General features: G+C 68.5%; 19 protein-coding genes. 18 read left to right on the top strand and 1 reads right to left on the bottom strand.

Going from position 1 to position 18,623, the window contains the following annotated elements; translation table 11 throughout:
* Positions 1–3 precede the first annotated feature (3 nt).
* The 5 genes from C1878_RS10355 to queD are packed head-to-tail and all read left to right on the top strand — an operon-like array spanning position 4 to position 4,245.
* Positions 4–1,212, top strand: a complete 1,209-nt coding sequence (locus C1878_RS10355; protein ID WP_114601541.1) for a cysteine desulfurase family protein — start codon at positions 4–6, stop codon at positions 1,210–1,212.
* Positions 1,213–1,216: 4 nt separating this feature from the next.
* Entirely contained in the window at positions 1,217–2,032 is an 816-nt protein-coding gene (locus C1878_RS10350; protein WP_114601540.1) for a histidinol-phosphatase HisJ family protein, read from the top strand.
* A gap of 40 nt (positions 2,033–2,072) precedes the next feature.
* Positions 2,073–2,969 carry a Nif3-like dinuclear metal center hexameric protein gene (locus C1878_RS10345; RefSeq protein WP_114601592.1) on the top strand — a complete coding sequence of 299 codons (897 nt, stop codon included), beginning with the start codon at positions 2,073–2,075 and terminating at the stop codon, positions 2,967–2,969.
* A 55-nt stretch (positions 2,970–3,024) separates the two neighbouring features.
* Positions 3,025–3,744: a zinc ribbon domain-containing protein gene (locus C1878_RS10340; protein WP_114601539.1), complete on the top strand. Its 720-nt coding sequence runs from the start codon at positions 3,025–3,027 to the stop codon at positions 3,742–3,744.
* Positions 3,745–4,245, top strand: coding sequence for a 6-carboxytetrahydropterin synthase QueD (queD, locus tag C1878_RS10335; RefSeq protein ID WP_199519327.1), 501 nt, complete (start codon positions 3,745–3,747; stop codon positions 4,243–4,245).
* Between the two features lie 266 nt (positions 4,246–4,511).
* Here queD and rpmB read toward each other — a convergent pair whose 3' ends face one another.
* On the bottom strand, positions 4,512–4,703 hold the full coding sequence (rpmB, locus tag C1878_RS10330; protein WP_080145143.1) for a 50S ribosomal protein L28: 192 nt from the start codon (positions 4,701–4,703) through the stop codon (positions 4,512–4,514).
* Positions 4,704–4,932: 229 nt separating this feature from the next.
* On the opposite strand from rpmB, the gene C1878_RS10325 reads away from it, so the two are divergent.
* The 13 genes from C1878_RS10325 to C1878_RS10265 all read left to right on the top strand — a co-directional run bounded on the left by C1878_RS10325 (position 4,933) and on the right by C1878_RS10265 (position 18,613).
* Positions 4,933–5,280 carry an Asp23/Gls24 family envelope stress response protein gene (locus tag C1878_RS10325; RefSeq protein ID WP_114601538.1) on the top strand — a complete coding sequence of 116 codons (348 nt, stop codon included), beginning with the start codon at positions 4,933–4,935 and terminating at the stop codon, positions 5,278–5,280.
* 105 nt (positions 5,281–5,385) lie between these two features.
* On the top strand, positions 5,386–7,017 hold the full coding sequence (locus tag C1878_RS10320) for a DAK2 domain-containing protein (protein ID WP_114601537.1): 1,632 nt from the start codon (positions 5,386–5,388) through the stop codon (positions 7,015–7,017).
* Positions 7,010–9,205 (top strand): ATP-dependent DNA helicase RecG, encoded by a 2,196-nt coding sequence (locus tag C1878_RS10315; protein WP_114601536.1) that lies wholly within the window; start codon positions 7,010–7,012, stop codon positions 9,203–9,205. The genes C1878_RS10320 and C1878_RS10315 overlap by 8 nt, the downstream gene beginning before the upstream one ends.
* A gap of 1 nt (position 9,206) precedes the next feature.
* Positions 9,207–9,788, top strand: a complete 582-nt coding sequence (gene rsmD, locus C1878_RS10310; RefSeq protein WP_114601535.1) for a 16S rRNA (guanine(966)-N(2))-methyltransferase RsmD — start codon at positions 9,207–9,209, stop codon at positions 9,786–9,788.
* Between the two features lie 6 nt (positions 9,789–9,794).
* Complete coding sequence (gene coaD / locus C1878_RS10305; protein WP_114601534.1) at positions 9,795–10,274, top strand: pantetheine-phosphate adenylyltransferase; 480 nt, start codon at positions 9,795–9,797, stop codon at positions 10,272–10,274.
* Between the two features lie 206 nt (positions 10,275–10,480).
* Positions 10,481–10,954 carry an ATPase gene (locus C1878_RS10300; RefSeq protein WP_080142863.1) on the top strand — a complete coding sequence of 158 codons (474 nt, stop codon included), beginning with the start codon at positions 10,481–10,483 and terminating at the stop codon, positions 10,952–10,954.
* An 86-nt stretch (positions 10,955–11,040) separates the two neighbouring features.
* Positions 11,041–11,505, top strand: a complete 465-nt coding sequence (locus C1878_RS10295; protein WP_241963703.1) for a DUF177 domain-containing protein — start codon at positions 11,041–11,043, stop codon at positions 11,503–11,505.
* Between the two features lie 640 nt (positions 11,506–12,145).
* Positions 12,146–12,517: a GntR family transcriptional regulator gene (locus C1878_RS10290; protein WP_114601532.1), complete on the top strand. Its 372-nt coding sequence runs from the start codon at positions 12,146–12,148 to the stop codon at positions 12,515–12,517.
* Positions 12,510–13,367, top strand: a complete 858-nt coding sequence (locus C1878_RS10285; RefSeq protein ID WP_114601531.1) for an ATP-binding cassette domain-containing protein — start codon at positions 12,510–12,512, stop codon at positions 13,365–13,367. Before C1878_RS10290 ends, C1878_RS10285 begins: the two co-directional genes overlap by 8 nt.
* A 4-nt stretch (positions 13,368–13,371) precedes the next feature.
* Complete coding sequence (locus tag C1878_RS10280) at positions 13,372–14,043, top strand: hypothetical protein (protein WP_114601530.1); 672 nt, start codon at positions 13,372–13,374, stop codon at positions 14,041–14,043.
* 164 nt (positions 14,044–14,207) lie between these two features.
* Complete coding sequence (locus C1878_RS10275; protein ID WP_158539786.1) at positions 14,208–15,089, top strand: AraC family transcriptional regulator; 882 nt, start codon at positions 14,208–14,210, stop codon at positions 15,087–15,089.
* On the top strand, positions 15,086–17,143 hold the full coding sequence (locus tag C1878_RS10270; protein WP_114601528.1) for an ATP-binding domain-containing protein: 2,058 nt from the start codon (positions 15,086–15,088) through the stop codon (positions 17,141–17,143). The genes C1878_RS10275 and C1878_RS10270 overlap by 4 nt, the downstream gene beginning before the upstream one ends.
* 180 nt (positions 17,144–17,323) lie before the next feature.
* On the top strand, positions 17,324–18,613 hold the full coding sequence (locus C1878_RS10265) for a chloride channel protein (protein ID WP_114601527.1): 1,290 nt from the start codon (positions 17,324–17,326) through the stop codon (positions 18,611–18,613).
* Positions 18,614–18,623: the final 10 nt, after the last annotated feature.

The raw sequence follows: 18,623 nt of genomic DNA, 5'->3' as shown, positions 1-18,623 counted from the left end.
GCCATGCCCGCCTCCGTCAGCGAAGACTACGTCTACCTGGACTGGGCCGCAACGGCGCCGTTGTGCGACGAGGCGGCTCGGGCCATGGAGCCCTACCAGGTTCCCGGCCGCGCCAACCTGCGCGCAGGCGGCAACGCGAACTCGCTGCACGCGCCCGGCAGGGCCGCGTTCGCCGCGCTCGAGGAGGCGCGCCGCTCCGTCGCGCGCGATCTGGGCGCGTCGCGTCCCGACGAGATCGTGTTCACGTCGGGCGCCACCGAGGCCGACAACGAGGCCCTCTTCGGCATCGCGCACGCGGCTGCGGCGCTGCGCCGGCAGCACGGCGCGGGCGACTTCGTTCCGCATGTCGTGACCACGGCCGTGGAGCACGACGCCGTGCTCGCCCCGGCCAAGCGCTTGGAGGCGCAGGGCTTCCGCGTGACCCGCCTGGTGCCGAACCGTCAGGGCTTCGTCGAGGTGCGAGCGCTCGAGGAGGCCGTGGGCCCGGACACTGTGCTCGTGTCGGTGCAGGCCGCGAACAGCGAGGTGGGCAGCGTTCAGCCCGTCGCCGAGCTCGCGCGCGTCGCGCATGCGGCGGGCGCGCTCTTTCACACCGACGCCGTGCAGGCGCTCGGAAAGGCGCCGGTGAACGTGGGGGAGTGGGGCGTGGACGCCGCGTCGTTCTCGGCCCACAAGGTGGGCGGCCCCAAGGGCGTGGGCGCGCTGTACCTGAAGGCGCGCACCCCCTACGAGCCCTACCTGTTGGGCGGGGGCCAGGAGTCCGGGCGGCGCAGCGGCACGCAGAACGTGGCCGGAGCCGCAGGTTTCGCGGCCGCGTGCCGCGCGGCGTGCGAAATGCGGGAAGCCGAGGCGGCGCGCCAGCGCGCGCTGCGCGACAGGCTCTACGCGGGGCTGGCTGCGTTCGACGCCGTGGAGGCCACGGTTGACGTGGAGGCCGGAAGCGAGGACTTCCTGCCGAACATCGCGCACGTTTTGGTGAGCGGCCTGGAGAGCGAGACGCTCATCCTGCGCTTCGACATGCGGGGCTTCGGCGTGTCGGGAGGTTCGGCCTGCTCGTCGCATTCGCTCGAACCCAGCCATGTGCTGCACGCGCTGGGCATCGACGACGACCGCGCCCATGGCGCTCTGCGCATATCCATGGGGCGTTACACGACCGAGCGCGACGTCGACGCCTTCCTCGAGGCCGTCGCCGGCGTGCTGGATTGGAGCTAGCGGTATGGAATTGGTTACCACGCACACGCACACCTCGTTCTGCGGGCACGGCGAGGGCACGGTGGAAGAGCTCGTGACCGCCGCCGAAGAGGCCGGCGTCACGACCATCGCCGTGACCGAGCACTACCCGCTGTCGAAGGCGTTCGACCCGGTGGACTACCTGGCCATGCCGGCCGAGCGCGTGAGGGAGTACCTGGCCGTCCTCGACGAGGCGCGCGAGAGGCATCCCGGCATCGAGATAATCACGGGATGCGAGCTGGACTGGCTCGGCGCCGACGAGGACCGCTCCATCGCCGACGTCGACCTGGCGCCCTTTCAGCTCGTGCTCGGCTCGGTGCACTTCGTGGACGCGTGGCCCTTCGACGATCCCGGGCAGCGCGATCGCTGGGACGAGCCGGACGCGCCCGACGTCATTTGGAGGCGCTATTTCGAGCTGTGGTGCGACGCCGTTTCCTCGGACGCGCCCTTCCACGTGATGTCGCACCCCGATTTGGCGAAGAAGTTCGCTTACTACCCGACCTTCGACGTGCAGCCGCTCTACGAACGGGCCGCCGAGGCGTGCGCGGCCTCGGGGCGCATGGTGGAGGTGAACACCTCGGGGTCGTACTACGCATGCCGGGAGATGTTCCCTGCGCCGGCGCTGTTGCGGGAGTTCTGCCGCGCGGGCGTGCCGTGCACCGTGGGCACCGACGCCCACACGCCCGCCCACGTCGTCCGCGACGTGGAGGCGGCGTACCGGCTCATGTACGAATGCGGTTATCGAACGGTAACGGTTCCGACGGCCGACGGCGACCGTCGAGAGATTACCATCGAACCATAGGCGAAAAGCCCACCCGTTCGCAGGAAAGAGGTTGATCGACATGGCTGGAACGAAGAAAGAGAAAGTGAAGGGGGGCCTGGCGCAGCGCGCGTCGGGGCCGCTCTCCAAGCAGATATCCACCGTCACCGTGGGGGCGTTGGAGCGCGCGCTGCTCAAGGAGTTCCCGGCGGCGGACGCCGAGGCCTGGGACCGCACCGGCATGACCGTGGGCGACCCGGCGCGCCTCGTGGAGGGTGTCGCCGTGGCGCTCGACCCCACGGTGGAGGCCGTGGAGGAGGCCGCGTCGATGGGCGCGAACGTGCTCGTCACGCACCACCCCGCCTTCCTGGAGCCGCCGGAGGCGTTCTCGCCGGCCTCGTCGGTGGCGGCGAACCCCGGCGCGCTCGTGTGGGCGGCCGTGGCACGCGGCGTGGCGCTGCTGTCCTACCACACGGCGCTCGACGTGAGCGCGAGTGCTCAACGGGTGCTGCCGGGCATGCTCAACCTGCAGTTCAAAAGCGTGGTGGTTCCGCTGGCTTCCTCGAAGCGCAAAGGCTACGGACAGCTTTGCGCCGTGAAGGCCGGCGACGGGCCGCTCACGCTGGGGCAGCTGGCCGCGCGCTGCACGTCGGTGTTCGCGCGGCAGCCGCGCGTGTGGGGCGACTTCTCCCGCGAGCTCGACCGCGTGGTCACCACCACGGGCTCGGCGGGCGACGTGGCCCAGGCGGCCCTGCGCGATCAGGCGGACTGCCTGGTGTGCGGAGAGATAAAGTACCACGAAGCGCTGGCGCTGTCCCAAGCAGGGCTCGCCATCGTGGAGCTCGGCCACGACACGAGCGAGCTGCCGCTGGCGGCCGTGCTGGCCGCGGCCGTCGAGGGCGCGGGGGTGCCCGGCGAGATCGTCACCATGCTCGACCAGGGAGACAACTGGTCGTATCCGGAAACGACGCGCGTCTAGGCGCGCGTCGAGGGGAAGGCGCGAGAGCGCGCGAGAGACTAAGAGAAGGAAGCACATGCGAGCAACCACCGATGACCTGACCAACCTGCTGAGAATGCAGCAGACCGACCTCGAGCTCCTCAAAGCCAAGAAGAAGCTCGAGGAGCTGCCCCAGCGCGCGACCATCCTCGCGGCCCGTCAGAAGAAGCGCTCCATCGAGCAGAAGCGCGATCAGGTCGGCGAGCTGCGCGCCCAGGCCGAGGCCAAGGCGGCCAAGCTCGAGAACGAGGACGCCGACCTGGCCGAGAAGCAGCGTCGCGTGCAGGAGGCCATCGACGGCTCCCGCGGCGACTACCGCAACGTGGAGGCCCACACCAAGGAGCTCAACGGCTTCGCCAAGCGGCGCAACACGCTGGAGGAGGAGCTCACAAAGCTGGGCGAGGAGATGGCGAAGATCCAGGGCGTGCAGGACCAGGTGTCGCGCGCGCTGGCCGAGATCGAGAAGCAGGAGGCGACGGCCATCGCGTCGTTCCAGCAGGAGGGCGGCGCGCTGCAGGCCGACATCGGCCGCATGACCGCGAACCGCGACGCCCTGTCCGCCAAGCTGTCGGACGAGCTGCGCGACGCCTACGACCGCACGGCCGCGCGCACGGGCGGCGTGGCCGTGGGCCTTCTGACCGAAGGCCGCTGCGGCGTGTGCCGAAACGTCATAGACGGCGGCCGCCTCATCGAATTGAAGGCGAATGCGCCGCTGGCGACGTGTCCGCACTGCAAGCGGTTGCTGGTGGTAATGTAAATGAAAGGACCGATGTTGGAAGGCGGCATCATGGAAAGCGGGGACGAGGCCGACGAGTGCGCGGTGCGCAAGAACGCGCCCTACGAGGGCCCCGGCAAACTTTCGGGCAGCATGCACCTGCATGTGGGCGGCGGCCATTACGAGCTCACGGTGAAGGACCACTTCGATGCGGCCCACGCGCTGCCGGGCTACGACGGCCCGTGCCAGTACCTCCACGGGCACACGTGGGACGTGGAGATCACCATCGCGGGCCAGCACCTCGACGAGGTGGGCATGCTCTACGACTTCAAGGACATCAAGCGCGCCCTGCACGGCGTGCTCGAGAACTTCGATCACCGCTGCCTGAACGACGTGCCGCCCTTCGACGAGATAAACCCCACGGCCGAGCATCTGGCCCGCGTGGTGTTCTACGAGTTGGAGAAAACGTTCCCGGCGCACATCTCGTTGAAGGAAGTGGCCGTGTGGGAGAGCCCCATAGCGAAGGTGACGTACCGCCCGTAGGGCCCCTTTTCGTCATCCTGAGCGGAGCGCCGAAGGCGTGGAGTCGAAGGGTCTTCGACGACGAGCGCCTTCCGTTTGCCGAAGATCCTTCGATTCGGCTTCGCGGGAGGTCCCTGCGCCCGCCTCGCATGCTCGGAAGCTCGGCGGCCCAAGGGGGTGCCGAGCGCTTCGTTTGCTCGCGTGCAAAGACGGCCGTCGCGCCGTCTCTCCAACGCAAAAAAGCCCGCATCCGCGGGCTTTCGCTTGCAGGGAGGGAAACGAACCTGTTAGGCGCGCTCGACCTTGCCGGCCTTCATGCACTTCGTGCACACGTTGGCCTTGCGGACGTGGCCTTCCTTGTCCTTGATGGTGATCTTCTGCACGTTGGGACGAAACACGCGGTTCGTCACGCGGTGCGAGTGGCTGACGTTGCGCCCTGCGACCGGGTGCTTACCGCAAACTTCGCAAACTTTAGACATCGTTATCACTCCAGGTTCGTTTGTTTCCGCACGGCTGAAAAACCGTTGATGACAAAAAAGCCCTCATACTATAGCACATAAAACGAATGCCTTACAAGAATTTTTCGTGTAGTATGGACGGCGTTGCGAGCAGGTGCGACGCACAGCGTTTCGCCCATGCGGTATACTGCGTCCATAGTCAAGCGCATATCCGCGTGGACCCGTGCCCGCGCTTCGAAAGGAAAAAGCCATGAGCACTACGATTCCCGGCAACCTGCACGTTGCCAACGACGTTCTGGCCGATCTGGTCGGCAACGCGGCGCTCGAATGCTACGGCGTCGTCGGCATGGCCGCCCCGTCCGCAGCGGACGGCATCGCGAAGATACTGCCAGCCTCGCGCTTGCGACGCGGCGTCGTGGTCACCACGACCGATGCGGGCGTGCACGTGCAGCTGTACGTGGTTATCGAGTACGGCACGAACATCAACACCGTGTCCCAGAACCTGGTCGACCAGGTGACGTTCGCCTTGAAGGAATACGCCCGCGTGCCCATCGACGGCGTCGAGGTGCACGTGCAGGGCGTCAAGGTGCGCAAGTAGGCGCGCGAAGAGAAGCGTAAAGAGACGAGCCCCGCGCTCCGCGGGCGGCCCGATCGAGCGGCCGCGCGGCGCGGGGCTTACCGCCGAGAGAGAGACAGACCCACCATGCCAGAATCCTATACCGCGAACGACCTGCTCAACGCCATTGCCGCGGCGAGCAAGACGCTGAGCGAGCGCAAGGACGAGATCAACCGCCTGAACGTGTTCCCCGTGCCCGACGGCGACACGGGCACGAACATGTCGCTCACGCTGGAAACCGTCGTCGAGAACCTGGCGCAGCTGCCCATCGGCGCCGACGGCGCCGACATCCGCCGTGCCATCACCACCGGCGCCCTCATGGGCGCGCGCGGCAACTCGGGCGTCATCACGTCGCAGATCCTGCGCGGGCTCTGCGAGGGCAGCGTCGGCCACGAGGCCGTGGACGCGGAGAGCATCGACGCGGCGTTCTCGCACGCCGTGGACGTGGCGTTCCAAGCGGTGCGCAAGCCGGTGGAGGGCACCATCCTCACCGTGCTCAAGGACAGCGCCGCCGCCGCGAAGCGCGCCCGCAAGAAGAAGTTCTCCACCGACGAGGCGCTCGAGGCCGTGGTGTCCGAGGCCTACGCGTCGGTGCAGCGCACGCCCGACCTGCTGCCCGTGCTCAAGGACAACGGCGTGGTGGACGCGGGCGGTTACGGCCTGGCCATCTTCTTCGACGCGTTCGCCGCGGCGCTCACCGGCAAAGAGGGCCCTCTGGGCGACGAGCTGGCGTTCGCGCGCGGTGCGGCGCCGAGGGTGGAGATCGAGCAGATCAACGACTGGGAGGGCTCGGCCTTCCGTTACTGCACCGAGTTCTTGGTGAACTCCGACACGCTCGACGCCGAGGAGGGCCTGGATTTCCTCGGCACCATGGGCGACTGCGAGCTGCTCGTGGGGCAGAACCCCAACTTCAAGGTGCACGTGCACACGAACACGCCCGACAAGGTGCTGGCCTACATGCTGGAGCGCGGCCAGATAGCCGAGGTGCACATCCACAACATGCAGCTGCAGAGCGCGGCGCGCACCGACGCGCTGGCGGCCGAGGAGGCGCAGGAGCGCAAGCCGCTGGGCTTCGTGGCCGTGGCGGCGGGCGAGGGCAACGCGAAGATCCTCAAGAGCCTGGGCGTGGACGTGGTGGTGTCGGGCGGCCAGACCATGAACCCGTCCACGAAGGATCTGCTGGACGCCGCGAACGAGGTGAACGCGGACGCCGTCATCATCCTGCCCAACAACAAGAACATCATCATGGCGGCGCAGAGCGCGTGCGGGCTGTCCGAGAAGCCGTGCGCCGTCGTGCCCACCACGAGCGTGCCGCAGGCGTTCTCGGCCTTGTTCGGGTTCGACGAGGACGCGAGCCTCGACGAGAACGCGGAGGCCATGACCGAGGCGTACGCCGACGTGCGCACCGGCGAGGTGACGCGCGCCATCAAGGACGCGAAGGACGCGCACGACAACCCCATTCGCGAGGGCGACGTCATCGGCATCGCCGACGGGTCCATCGAGTCCGTGGGCTCTGACGTGGAAGACGTGGTTATGGACCTGCTCGAGCGCATGGACGCCGAGGACGCCGACACGCTCACGCTGTTGGCCGGCGAGGACCTGGACGACGCGGCCCTCGACGCCCTCGTGGCGCGCATCGAGGAGGCGTTCGACGAACTGGAGATCGACGCCCACCGCGGCGACCAGCCTCTGTACCCGGTGGTCATGTCGGTTGAGTAGCGACGCACCCGATAGACTGGCAGCCACGCTCGCGCTCGACGAATCCGTCGGGCGCGTCCGTTTGGTGAGCCCGGCGCGGGCCCGCGCGCTCGAGGCGCTGGGCGTGCGCACGGTGCGCGACCTGGTGACCCATTTCCCGCGGCGCTACATCGATCTATCGAGGCGCGAGACGGTGGCCTCGGCGGTCATCGGCGAGCAGTGCACCGTGGAGGGCACCGTGCACGAGATCAAGCTCAAGCGCCCCAAGCCGAAGCTGCCGCTCGTGGAGATCACGCTTGTGGACGGCACCGGCACGCTCATGGTGACGGCGTTCCGCCAGCCGTGGCTCATGGACCAGCTGAAGGCCGGCATGCGCGTGGCCGTGGCGGGCAAGCTGGAGTTCAACTACGGGTTCAAGCGCATGACGAACCCGTTCATCGAGGCGGTCGACGGGGAGGCCGGCCATGCGGCCGGCATGGTCATACCCGTGCATCCCGCCACCGAGAAGCTCTCGACGGCGTGGGTGCGCCGCCTCGTGGGCAACGGGCTTTCGCACGTGGCGGGCCTGTACGACCCGCTGCCGCTCGAGCTGCGCGCGAAGTACCGCCTCATGAGCCGCGGGACGGCGCTTTCCGCCATACACTTCCCTCGCAGCATGGACGAGGCGGCCGAGGCCCGCCGCCGTTTGGTGTACGAGGAGCTGCTGTTCCTTGAGCTCATGCTCATGGAAGAGGGGCGGGCGCGCGCGGAGGGCCGCGAGCCCGTGCGCCACGTGACGGACGGCCCCCACCTGGCCGCGTTCGCCGCCGCGCTGCCCTACGAGCTCACGGGCGAGCAGCGGGCGGCCCGCGACGACATCCTGGCGGCGATGGCCGCCCCCTCCACGGCGAACCACCTGCTTTTGGGCGACGTGGGAACGGGCAAGACCGTCGTCGCCGCGCACGCGCTGGCCGCCGCCGCCGACTCGGGCGGGCAGGCGCTGCTCATGGCCCCCACCGAGGTGCTCGCGCGCCAGCACGGCCAGAACCTGGGCTCCTTGTTCGACGCGGCGGGCGTCACGTGGGAGGTGCTCACGGGCTCCACGCCCGCGTCCGAGCGCGAGGCGGTGCTCGCGCGCGTGGCGGGCGGCACGGTGGACGTGCTCATCGGCACGCACGCGCTGCTCGAGGACGACGTGCGTCCGGCCCGCTGCACGCTCGCGGTCATCGACGAGCAGCAGCGCTTCGGCGTGGACCAGCGGGCGAAGCTGCTGGCGAAGGGCGACGCCCCCGACGCGCTCTACCTCACGGCCACGCCCATTCCGCGCTCGCTCGCGCTGGCGCTGTTCGGCAATCTGACGCTCTCCTACATCAAGCACCGCCCGCACGACACCTCGGCGCGCGCCACCAAGGTGCTGCCGAAGCAGGATCGCGGCCGCGCCTACGACGCCGCCCTCACGGCGCTCGCACGCGGCGAGCAGGTGTACGTGGTGTGCCCTCTCGTGGGTGCGAGCGCGGAGGACCGCGACGCGAAGGCGGGCAAGCGCGCGGCCCGCGAGGGCGACGAGGACGAGTACGCCTACGCCGCCATCAGCATCGAGGACGACGCCGACCTGGACGGCGACAACGTGGCCGCCGCCGAGCGCGAGGCCGCCTTCCTGCAGCAGAAGACGTTCGTGGACTATCAGGTCGAACTGCTGCACGGCCGTTTGCCCTCCGCCGAGAAGCAGGAGGTCATGCAGCGCTTCCGCACAGGCGAGACGCAGGTGCTCGTGGCCACCACGGTCATCGAGGTGGGCGTGGACGTGCCGAACGCCACGGTCATGATCGTGGAGGACGCCGACCGCTTCGGCCTCTCGCAGCTCCACCAGCTGCGCGGCCGCGTGGGACGCGGCGAGAAGCCGGGCGAGGTGTATCTGGTGAGCGCGTCGAAGACCGACGCCGCGCTGCGCCGCCTGGCCGCCATGGAGACCACCGACGACGGCTACGAGCTGGCGGCCTACGACCTGTCGCTGCGCCGCGAAGGCGACATCCTGGGCAACCGCCAGCACGGCGCCTCGGCGCTCAAGCTGGTGAACGTGGCGCGCGACGGCAAGGTCATCGAGGCGGCTCACGCCGACGCGCGAGCGCTTCTCGAGGAGGACCCGCGGCTCGAGGCGCCCGCGCACCGCGCGCTCGCACGGGAGGCGCGGCTCGCGTTCAAGCGGGCCGGAGAGGTGCAGGGAGGCTGACATGCGCATCATCGCAGGGGAGTTCAAAGGGCGCACCGTCAAGGCGCCGAAAGGGGAGGGCACGCGCCCCACGACCGACCGTGTGCGGGAGTCGCTCATGAGCGCCGTGAACAGCGCGCGCGGCGGCTTCGACGGCGCCGTGGTGCTCGACGCGTTCGCCGGATCGGGCGCGCTCGGGTTGGAGGCGCTTTCTCGCGGGGCCGCGAGCGCATGCTTCTACGAGCGTGACGGCGCGGCGGCGCGCGTGGCGGACGGCAACGCGAAGGCGCTCGGACTGGACGGGCGGCGCGCCCGCGTCCAGCGCGCCGACGTGCTCAAAGACCCGCCCGTCCATGCGAGGCCGCCTTTCGACCTCGTGTTTTTGGACCCGCCCTACGCGCTTGCGGCCGCCGAGGTGCTGGGCATGGTCGCGCGGCTCGCCGACGCCGGCGCGCTGGCGCAGGACGCGCTCGCGGTGTACGAGCACGGTTCCGCCGCGTGCGCGGCTGCGGACGAAGCGGCCGCCGCCTGCGGGCTCGCGCTTGCCTCGCGCAAGAAGTACGGCGATACTGTGGTTGACCTACTCAGACCGAAGGAGCTTTGACCCGTTATGAAACGTGCACTCACGCCCGGAACGTTCGACCCCATCACCAGCGGGCACCTCGACGTCATCACGCGCGCCGCGCAGCTGGTGGACGAGGTTGTGGTGGCCGTGGCCGCCTCGCCCAAGAAGAACCCGCTGTTCACGCTCGAGGAGCGCGCACAGCTCGTGCGCCAGGCCACGAGCCATCTTCCCAACGTGCGCGTGGAGCCCTTCGACGAGCTGCTCGTGGACTTCGCCGCCCGCATGGACGCCACCGTCGTGATAAAGGGCCTGCGCGCCATCACCGACTTCGAGTACGAGTTCCAGATGACGGCTCTCAATTATCAGTTGAACCAGGAGCTCGAGACGCTGTTCATCATGTCGCCCCCGCAGTACATGTACCTGTCGTCGTCCATCGTGCGCGAGATAGCGAGCCTGCGCGGCGACGTGAACGGCTTCGTGCCTGATTGCGTCAAGAACGCGCTTGAGGCGAAATTCGCCCGATAAGGCCGCCGGTTTCCCCGTTTTAGGTTTCGAAGCGGCAACGAAAAGGCATCGGAGGGCTTCCGACCGGGTAAAATGTGCACGCTTTGTGCATTGACGTTGGGTAATCCGATCAAACCTGTTAGAATACTTTGACGCATGCGCGCAGGAAGACGATCGCGAAGCGCCAACGCACTTGAAACGCAGCACGCTTGGGTGGAAGGACAATCATGGACGAAACAGGAGTCTTGGGGCTGCTTGAGGAGCTCTCGATACTTCTCGAGGACTCGAAGCCGGTCTTCGGCAAGAGCAATTTGCGCCAAGTCGACATAGCCGCGGCGTTCGAGATCATGGACGAGATCCGCGACACGTTCCCGAGCGAGTTCGCGCAGGCGCGCCAGATCGTGCGCGAGCGCCAGAGCCTTCTCGACGATGCCGAGGCCGAGGCCAACCGCATGATCGAAGACGCGCGCAGCCAGGCCATGACCATCGCCAGCGAGCAGGAGATCGTCCGCATCTCCCAGCAGCAGGCCGACCAGATCCTCGCCGACGCCCGCGAGCTGGAGCGCCAGACGCGCGCCGGGGCGGAGGACTACGCCGACGAGGTGTTCGGCCACGTGGAGACGAGCCTCGACACGCTGCTGAACAACGTGCGCCGCTGCCGTGACCGCCTCAACGCAAACTCCCTCGCCGCAGGTCGCTAATGGAAGCGACGCGCATCCATATACCTTCCGAGCTCTTCGCGCCTGCGGAGAGCTCTCATTTTGAGGGAACGCTCGCCGTGCCCGTCATGAAGGCCGGCCCCGACCTGTACGACTTCGAGGGTCCGCTGGACTGGCAGGTGGACGTCACGAACACGGGAGACGCCCTGCTGGTGACCGGCACCGTGGAGGGGGAGGCGAAGACGTCCTGCGCGCGCTGCGTCGACGAGTTCTCGTTTTCCGTGACGGGCGAGATCGAAGGCTACTTCCTGATCGACTCCGAGAAGGAAGCGCCCGACGACATGGACGACGACGAGTTCGACGTGCTGCCCGAGGACGACGTCATCGACTTGGAACCGCTCATCCGCGCGGCGCTGCTGCTGGAGTTCCCGCTCGTGCCGCTGTGCGACGACGACTGCCTGGGCCTGTGCCCCACCTGCGGCGCGAACCTCAACGAGGGTCCCTGCGGTTGCGAGCCCGCCGTCGAACCCGACGACGACGTCCCTCCAAGCCCCTTTGCCGTGCTGAAGGACTTCCCGTTCGACCAGAACTGAGCGACGAAGTCGAGCGTTTTCGCGCAGAGCATCGATCCCGAGCCCGCCCTTCACGGCGGGCTTTTGCGTTCCGCCGCCGTGTTTCGAAAAGCTCCAAAACTCGAAGCGACTCGGAAATGCAAAGCGGCTCGAAATCGAATATCTAAGCATCCGTCCGTACGCGCGAAATCCGGACGATTCGTTTTTTCGGAATGAAAAAACGAATCGTCCGGGTCTTCGTCATCGCGAACCGTCTCTTTTCCGCTGTGAAGTATTCCACATCGTTTCCCTCGTCACCGCCTGTTCATATTACGAACAAATGTTTCACGTGAAACACTCTGCTTTACCAAGGCCGGCGTTTTCCGACGCCGTTCTCAGTCCCTTTAGTTCCCTTTAGCGTCTTTATGTACTTTTAGGTACTTTCTGGCATCCACTCGAAGCGAGCCGCTTTTCAAGCCGCAAACCGCTTTTCCAAGAATCGGCGAGGCGCTTTCCGAATCGTTCCGCTCTCTTTAGCGAAGCGCGCCGCTTTCTTTGATTAATCGCGCGACGAAACCGCTGCTTTCCGTTGACTTCGCTTTTTTGATTGCTTACAATGCTAGTTAGTTACTCAACTAACAAAGTAAGTAACAAAGCGAGACGAGAGGAGGGGCGTGGCCGCATGAACATCGATCCGACCAAAGACGTGCCCCTGTTCATCCAGATAGCCGAGCAGATAGAAGAGGATATCTTCACGGGCGTCTACGCCGAGGGGGACCGCATCCCTTCGACCAACGAGCTGTCCGCGCTGCTCGGCATCAACCCGCACACCGTGCTGAAGGGCATGAACATCCTCGTGGACGAGGGCATCATCTACAAGAGAAGGGGGATGGGCATGTACGTTCAGACGGGGGCCGCCGAGAAAGTGCGCGCGAAGCGGCAAAGCGCCTTCGACGAGCGCTTCGTGGTGGCGCTCGTGGCCGAAGCGAAGAAGCTCGGCCTGACGAAGCAGCAGGTCATCGACCTTATAGAGAAAGGATACGACCATGCGTGAGCTGCGAGCCGAGCATCTGACGAAGCGCTTCGGCAAAACGACGGCGCTCGACGACGTGACGCTGTCCTTCGAGCACGGCAAGATCCACGCGCTGCTCGGCCGCAACGGCGCGGGCAAGACCACGCTTCTGGGCATCGCGTCGAACCGCCTGATCCCCACGAGCGGGCAGGTTCTGGTGGACGGCGAGCCCGTCACGGACAATCCCCGCGCGCTGGCGAAGGTGTTCTGTACCGGCGACGTGCGGATGATCCCCCTGTCCATGTACGTGGACGACCTCATCGGGCACATGGGCCGCTTCCACGAGGGGTTCGACGCGAAGCGCGCGCTGCGGCTCGCCAAAGCGTTCGAGTTGGACGTCAAGGCGAAGACGGGCGCGCTCTCCACCGGCTACCGCTCCATCTGCCAGCTGGTGTTGGCGCTCGCGCTCGACGTGGACTACCTGCTGCTCGACGAGCCGGTGCTGGGTCTGGACGCCGCCCACCGCGAGCTGTTCTACCGGCTTCTGATGGAGGACTACCTCGAGCGCGGGCGCACGGTGGTCGTGGCCACGCACCTCATCGAGGAGGTGGCCGCCATCGTGGAGCGCGTGGCCATCATCGACGAGGGTCGGCTGCTCATGGCCGCCTCGGCCGACGAGCTGCGCGCGAGCGGCTACAGCGTGTCGGGGCGCGCGGAGGACGTGCGGGCGTACTGCGAGGGGCTCGAGGTGCTCGGCATCGACGAGCTGGGCAGCCTGGCGATGGCGTACGTGCAGGGCGAGCCCGTGCGCGAGCGCTTGACCGATCGGCTGGACGTGGCGCCCATGAGCCTGCAGAAGCTGTTCGTGGAACTGACCGGGAAAGGGGAGTGATCTCATGAAGCTCAAAGCGGCCATCCGCTACCAAGCGGTCGAGCTCGTGCAGGGCGCGGCGGCGTTCTGCCTGATCGTCGGTGCCATCATCGTAGTCTTCAATCTGCTCAGCTTTTCACGAGTCGCGCAGATGACGTTGCCGAGCTTGGGCTTTCTGCCCTACGTCCTCATGCCGCTGCTCGCGCTGGCCACGTTCTCGGACGGCGTGCGGTTCCTGATGCGGATGGGGCTCACGCGCTCCCAGACGATCGTGAGCTCGGTTGTGTCGCTGGGGGCGGTCTGCCTGTTCTTGGCCGCGGTCGAGGCGGTGTGCGCCGCGTTCGTGCCGTTCTGGCCGCTCGGGCAGTCCCTGTTCCTGATGACGTACGGGCCCCAGAACGGCCCGCTGCTCGACTTCCTGTTCACGTTCCTGGGCTGCGCCGCGACTGCGGCGTTGGGCCTCGCGTTCGCGGCCCTGCAGATGCGCTTCGGCACGCGACGCGTCGTGATCGTGACTGTCGCGCTCCTTTTCGCGGTGGGCCAGCTTGGCCCCTGGGCGATCGCCGACGGATGGACCTGGTTGTTCGCCCTGGCCCCGGGGACGAGTCTAGCGAACCCCTTTATGTTGTTCGCCGCGGTGGCCGCGCTCGGCCTGCTCGCGGCCTGGGCGGCTTCCCGCCGCTACGAGGTGCGCTGAGGGCGGGGAAAGCCCCGTCCCGCGCATCGACGCCTCCGCGCCCGCCGTTTCCGGCGGGCGCTTTCGCATCCCGTCCGGTTTCGGCAACAGAGCAAGAAAAGTAGAGACGCGCCGCCCGCCGTTCTGGTTCAATGGAGCATCCGGGTCGAAACGGAAGGAGGAGCATGGAGTCGACGAACCTGCGCGCGGTGGAGCGGGCCATAGCACACATCGAAGCGCATCTGGGCGGGAAGCTCGATCTGGACGAGGTCGCGCGCGCCGCCGGATACTCGAAATTCCACCTGCATCGCCTGTTCGGCGAGGTGACGGGCATGACCGTCCACGCCTACGTTTCGCGTAGGCGCCTGACGGAGGCCGCCTTCGCGCTCGCGCGATCGGAGCGCCCGATCGTGGACATCGCCCGCGAGGCCGGCTACGACAACCAGCAGACGTTCTCCGCGGCGTTCACGGCGCTCTACAAGGTTCCTCCCGCGCGGTACCGAGCGCGCGGCTCGTTTTACCCGCTCCAACTCCCGTTCAGCTTGCGCTCCTCGGCGCTGCGGGCGGGGAAGGGCGCGGACGTCTGGACGGTCGAGCGCGCGGCGCTCTCCGACGTCGCGGCGTGGATGGAGCTCCTGCGGTTCGCCGTGGACAATTTCCCGTGCTTGGACGAGGACGAGCACGAAGCGTGGCTGCGTCGCGCCATAGATCGCGGCTGCGCGCTCGTCGCGCGCGAACCGGGTTCGGCGTCCCTCGCGGGAGCGGCGGCCTTCACGAGGGAACGCGGCAGCATCGACTTTCTGGCGGTGCATCCGCAGCATCGCCGCGCTTCGGGCGTGGCGTGCACGCTTGTCGAAGCCGTCCGGGACGAAGTGCCGGGGCGCGATCTGACCATAGCGACGTACCGGGCGGGCGACCGCGCCGACACGGGCCATCGCCGCCGTCTCGAGGAGATCGGCTTCGAGGCGGCCGATATGGCGGAGGAGTTCGGCTACCCCGTCCAGCGGTTCGTGCTTCGCGCCGCCGCGCGTCGGGAAGAAGAACGCGAAGGGGGCGACGTTCGGTGAGCGGAGGATTCGAGAACGGGAGCATTGCAGACGAGGAGCGGGCGCGCCTCGCCGAGACGCTGGAGCTGCTTCGCGCCGCCCTCGAGGGCGCCGAGGGGCTGCACGAGCGGATCGAGGGAGGATACCGCGAGGCCAAGCGCTATCTGGCCGAGTACCGGGGCGAGATCGACCCGAGCGAGAGCTTCCAAAACGAGCTTGCGCTGAACGAGGAGGATCGCCGCGCGGCGCGGTCGCACGACGCCGCCGCGCGCCTGCGCAAGCTGCTCGACTCGCCCTACTTCGCGCGCGTCGATTTCGCGGCCGGCGAAGGGGCCGCCCCCATGGCGAACTACGTGGGGAGGTTCTCGTTCAGCTTCGGCGGGCGGGCGGTCGTGTCGGACTGGCGGTCGCCCGTGGCGGGCCTGTTCTACGACTTCGAGCCCGGACCCGCGCATTTCGACGCGCCGTCGGGGCGCATCGAGGGCACGCTCGCGCTCAAGCGGCAGATAACGGTGGAGGAAGGCCGGCTCGTCCACGCGGTGGACAGCGGCTCCAGCGTGCGCGACGACGTGCTGCAGTACGAGCTTTCCCGTACGTCGAACGGCGAGATGCGATCCATCGTCGCCTCCATCCAAAAGGAGCAGAACGCGCTCATCCGTGACGAGGACCCCGGCACCCTGGTCATCCAAGGGGTGGCGGGATCGGGCAAAACATCCATCGCGCTGCATCGGGTGGCCTACCTGCTCTACCGCCAGCGCGGGCGCCTGACGTCGAAGTCGGTGGCCATCCTCTCGCCGAACCGGGTATTCTCCGACTACGTGTCACGCGTGCTGCCGGAGCTAGGGGAGGAGCCCATCGTCAACCTGAGCCTGCGCGAGGCGGTTGAAAAGGAGCTGGGAGGCGCGGTGGCCGTGGAGGCGTCCCGGCCGGCCGTGGACGACGGCGACGAGGACCACCGCCGCCGCGCGCGGCGCAAGGGCGAGGTCGCGTTCGCCCGGGAGCTCGAGGCCTTCCTCTCCCGTGCGGCCGACGACCTGTTCGAAGGGGCCGACATCGCCTTCGGCCGCCGGGTCGTGGAGGGTGTTTGGCTGGAAGAGCGTTACCGCCGCTACGGCGGCCTGCCCGTATTCGAGCGGATCGCCCTCGTGGCCGGCGACGTGGCACGGGACCTCGACGCCCGCGCGGTGGGGCGCGACCGGCTCGCCCTGCCCACGAAAGGCGATGTGCGCCGCAAGCTGGCGGGCATGCTCCGAGCGAAGGACGAGCTCGCGCTCTACCGCCTGTTCCTGCGCGAGCGCGGCGAGGCGGACCTGCTCAAGCCGTCGGCCGGACGGAGGGTGGAATGGGAGGACGCCTGCCCCCTCGTGCTGTGCCGCGCCGCCTTCCGGGGCTTGGGGGCCTTCGCGGACGTCAGGCACCTCGTGGTGGACGAGATGCAGGATTTGACCCCCGTGCAGCACCGCGCCGTGGCCCGGATGTTCCCCTGCGAGAAGACCGTGCTGGGCGACTTCCACCAGTCGGTCGACGACGGAAACCGCGCGGAGCTTGCGGACGTGGCGGCCGTCTACGGAGGAGCCCGCGTGGCGAAGCTCGTGCGCAGCTACCGGTCGACCTGCGAGATCATGGCGCTGGCACGGCGGGTGAAGCCCGTCTCCGGCTTGGAGGCGGTGGAGCGCCACGGCGAGGAGCCGCGCATCGTGGGGTGCGCGAACACGGCCGAGGTGCTCGCGCGCATAGAGGAGGCGCTGGCGGCGTTCGAGGCGGGCGGCCGCAAGACGCTCGGCATCGTGTGCAAGACCGACGACCTGGCGCGCCGCTACCACGAGCTTCTGCGCGATCGATGGGACGTGCAGCTGCTCGCGCCCGAGAGCGGCGGGTACCTCGGCGGCGCGTCCATCGCCTCGGTGACCATGGCGAAGGGGCTCGAGTTCGACGAGGTGGTGGTGCTCGACGCCGACCGGCGCCTGTACGCAAGCGACTTCGACCGCAACCTGCTCTACGTGGCCGTCACCCGCGCGCTGCACAAACTCACCGTCCTCCACCGGGGCGACCCGCCCGCTTGCCTGACGGCGTGATGCCTCGTCGACCCTCCCGTCGCACGTCGAGAGGAGGGCCCGCCGCTTGGACGCCACGCGGTGTCAGGCGTTCAAGGAAGCGGTGGCGGCGCGGTTACGTCCGCCTCGCCTCGCGGCGCGCCTCCGCCCGGGTCCCTATCATGGAGCGGATGGACCAGGGCGGACGAAGGCGAGGCGGGCATGGTGGAGCGCGGATCAGCGGGCGGCGTCAACCTGCCGCAGGTCGCGCGCCACGCCCTGTTCGCGCTCGCGGTCGGTGTCGTGGGCGCCGCGGCCTCCATCGCGCTCTCGCTCTCCGTGGATGTGGCCGCACGGCTTCAGGCGCGCTTCCCGTGGCTCCTTCTGCTGCTGCCCGTCCTCGGCGCGGCCTCCGTGCTGCTGTACCGGGCGCTCAAGCTGCCCGCCCACCTGGCCACCGACACGATGGTCGACCACCTGCGTCGAAACGACCGCGTGCCGCCCGCGCTCGCGCCGAGCATCCTCGTGGGCACGTTCCTCACGGTGCTCGGCGGCGGCTCGGTGGGCAAGGAGGCGGCGGCCCTGCAGATGGGCGCGTCGCTCGGCGCGCTCGTGGGGCGCCCGTTCAAGCTGGCCCCCGTCCGCGAGGGCCAGCCGGCCGTTCCGCGTGGCTACGCGGCGGCCGCCGGCATGGCGGCGTGTTTCGGCGCGCTCTTCTTCGCGCCCCTCGGCGCGACGGCGTTCGTACTCGAGCTCGCGCGCTTCGACCGCGCCGTGGCGCGCCATGTGCCCACGCTGCTGCTCGCGGCGCTCACGGCGTTTTGCATCGCGCGCCTCACGGGTATCGGCGACGTGATACCGCGCGTCCACGTGCCCGGCTTCTCCTGGCCGCTCGCAGCGCAGTGCGTGCTCGTGGGGCTGGCATGCGGGGCGGCGGGCACCGTGTTTGGGGCTGCGTTGCGGGGCGCGCGCCGCATCGTGCGCCGGCGGGTGGGGCGGCCCCTGCTGGCCGCGGCCGCGGGCGGGCTCCTGTTCGCGGGCGTCGTGCTCGCGTTCGGCTGGCAGGGCTTCGAGGGCACGGGCATGCCGCTTCTGCGCGGGGCGCTCGCGGGACATGCGGGCGGCGCGGACTTCGCCGTGAAGGCGGGCCTCACCGTGCTCGCGCTCGGATTCGGGCTCAAGGGCGGCGAGATCATGCCCATGTTCACGGTGGGCGCGCTTCTGGGCTGCGCGCTCGGCGGGCTCACGGGCGCCTCGGCGCCGTTCTCGGCCGCGCTCGGGCTGGCCGCGTTCTTCGCGGCGGCGAGCCGCTGCCCGCTCGCGGCGCTCTTCATGGGCGCGGAGATATTCGGCTTGGCGGCCGCGCCGTACCTGGCGCTTGCGGTGACCGTCGCCTTCGCGGGCAGCCGCGACGTGGGCGTCTTCGGCCGGGGCGCGGCGAGCGAGCTTGCGCGCCTGCGCGCCGAGCATGGCGCGTCCGCCAAGGATGAGGCGCGCGGAAAGGGAAGGTAGGCGCTACAAT

Origin of the sequence: Gordonibacter sp. 28C (assembly GCF_003339845.1) — a bacterium.
GTDB lineage: Bacteria > Actinomycetota > Coriobacteriia > Coriobacteriales > Eggerthellaceae > Gordonibacter.
This window is presented reverse-complemented; position numbering and strand designations above follow the sequence as displayed.

Coding starts and splice junctions, on each gene's coding strand:
- C1878_RS10300 (WP_080142863.1), top strand. CDS start 10,481: ATGGACGAAACAGGAGTCTTGGGGCTGCTTGAGGAGCTCTCGATACTT.
- C1878_RS10290 (WP_114601532.1), top strand. CDS start 12,146: ATGAACATCGATCCGACCAAAGACGTGCCCCTGTTCATCCAGATAGCC.
- C1878_RS10325 (WP_114601538.1), top strand. CDS start 4,933: ATGAGCACTACGATTCCCGGCAACCTGCACGTTGCCAACGACGTTCTG.
- C1878_RS10285 (WP_114601531.1), top strand. CDS start 12,510: ATGCGTGAGCTGCGAGCCGAGCATCTGACGAAGCGCTTCGGCAAAACG.
- rpmB (WP_080145143.1), bottom strand. CDS start 4,703: ATGTCTAAAGTTTGCGAAGTTTGCGGTAAGCACCCGGTCGCAGGGCGC.
- C1878_RS10265 (WP_114601527.1), top strand. CDS start 17,324: ATGGTGGAGCGCGGATCAGCGGGCGGCGTCAACCTGCCGCAGGTCGCG.
- C1878_RS10275 (WP_158539786.1), top strand. CDS start 14,208: ATGGAGTCGACGAACCTGCGCGCGGTGGAGCGGGCCATAGCACACATC.
- C1878_RS10350 (WP_114601540.1), top strand. CDS start 1,217: ATGGAATTGGTTACCACGCACACGCACACCTCGTTCTGCGGGCACGGC.
- queD (WP_199519327.1), top strand. CDS start 3,745: ATGAAAGGACCGATGTTGGAAGGCGGCATCATGGAAAGCGGGGACGAG.
- C1878_RS10295 (WP_241963703.1), top strand. CDS start 11,041: ATGAAGGCCGGCCCCGACCTGTACGACTTCGAGGGTCCGCTGGACTGG.
- C1878_RS10320 (WP_114601537.1), top strand. CDS start 5,386: ATGCCAGAATCCTATACCGCGAACGACCTGCTCAACGCCATTGCCGCG.
- coaD (WP_114601534.1), top strand. CDS start 9,795: ATGAAACGTGCACTCACGCCCGGAACGTTCGACCCCATCACCAGCGGG.
- rsmD (WP_114601535.1), top strand. CDS start 9,207: ATGCGCATCATCGCAGGGGAGTTCAAAGGGCGCACCGTCAAGGCGCCG.
- C1878_RS10280 (WP_114601530.1), top strand. CDS start 13,372: ATGAAGCTCAAAGCGGCCATCCGCTACCAAGCGGTCGAGCTCGTGCAG.
- C1878_RS10340 (WP_114601539.1), top strand. CDS start 3,025: ATGCGAGCAACCACCGATGACCTGACCAACCTGCTGAGAATGCAGCAG.
- C1878_RS10345 (WP_114601592.1), top strand. CDS start 2,073: ATGGCTGGAACGAAGAAAGAGAAAGTGAAGGGGGGCCTGGCGCAGCGC.
- C1878_RS10355 (WP_114601541.1), top strand. CDS start 4: ATGCCCGCCTCCGTCAGCGAAGACTACGTCTACCTGGACTGGGCCGCA.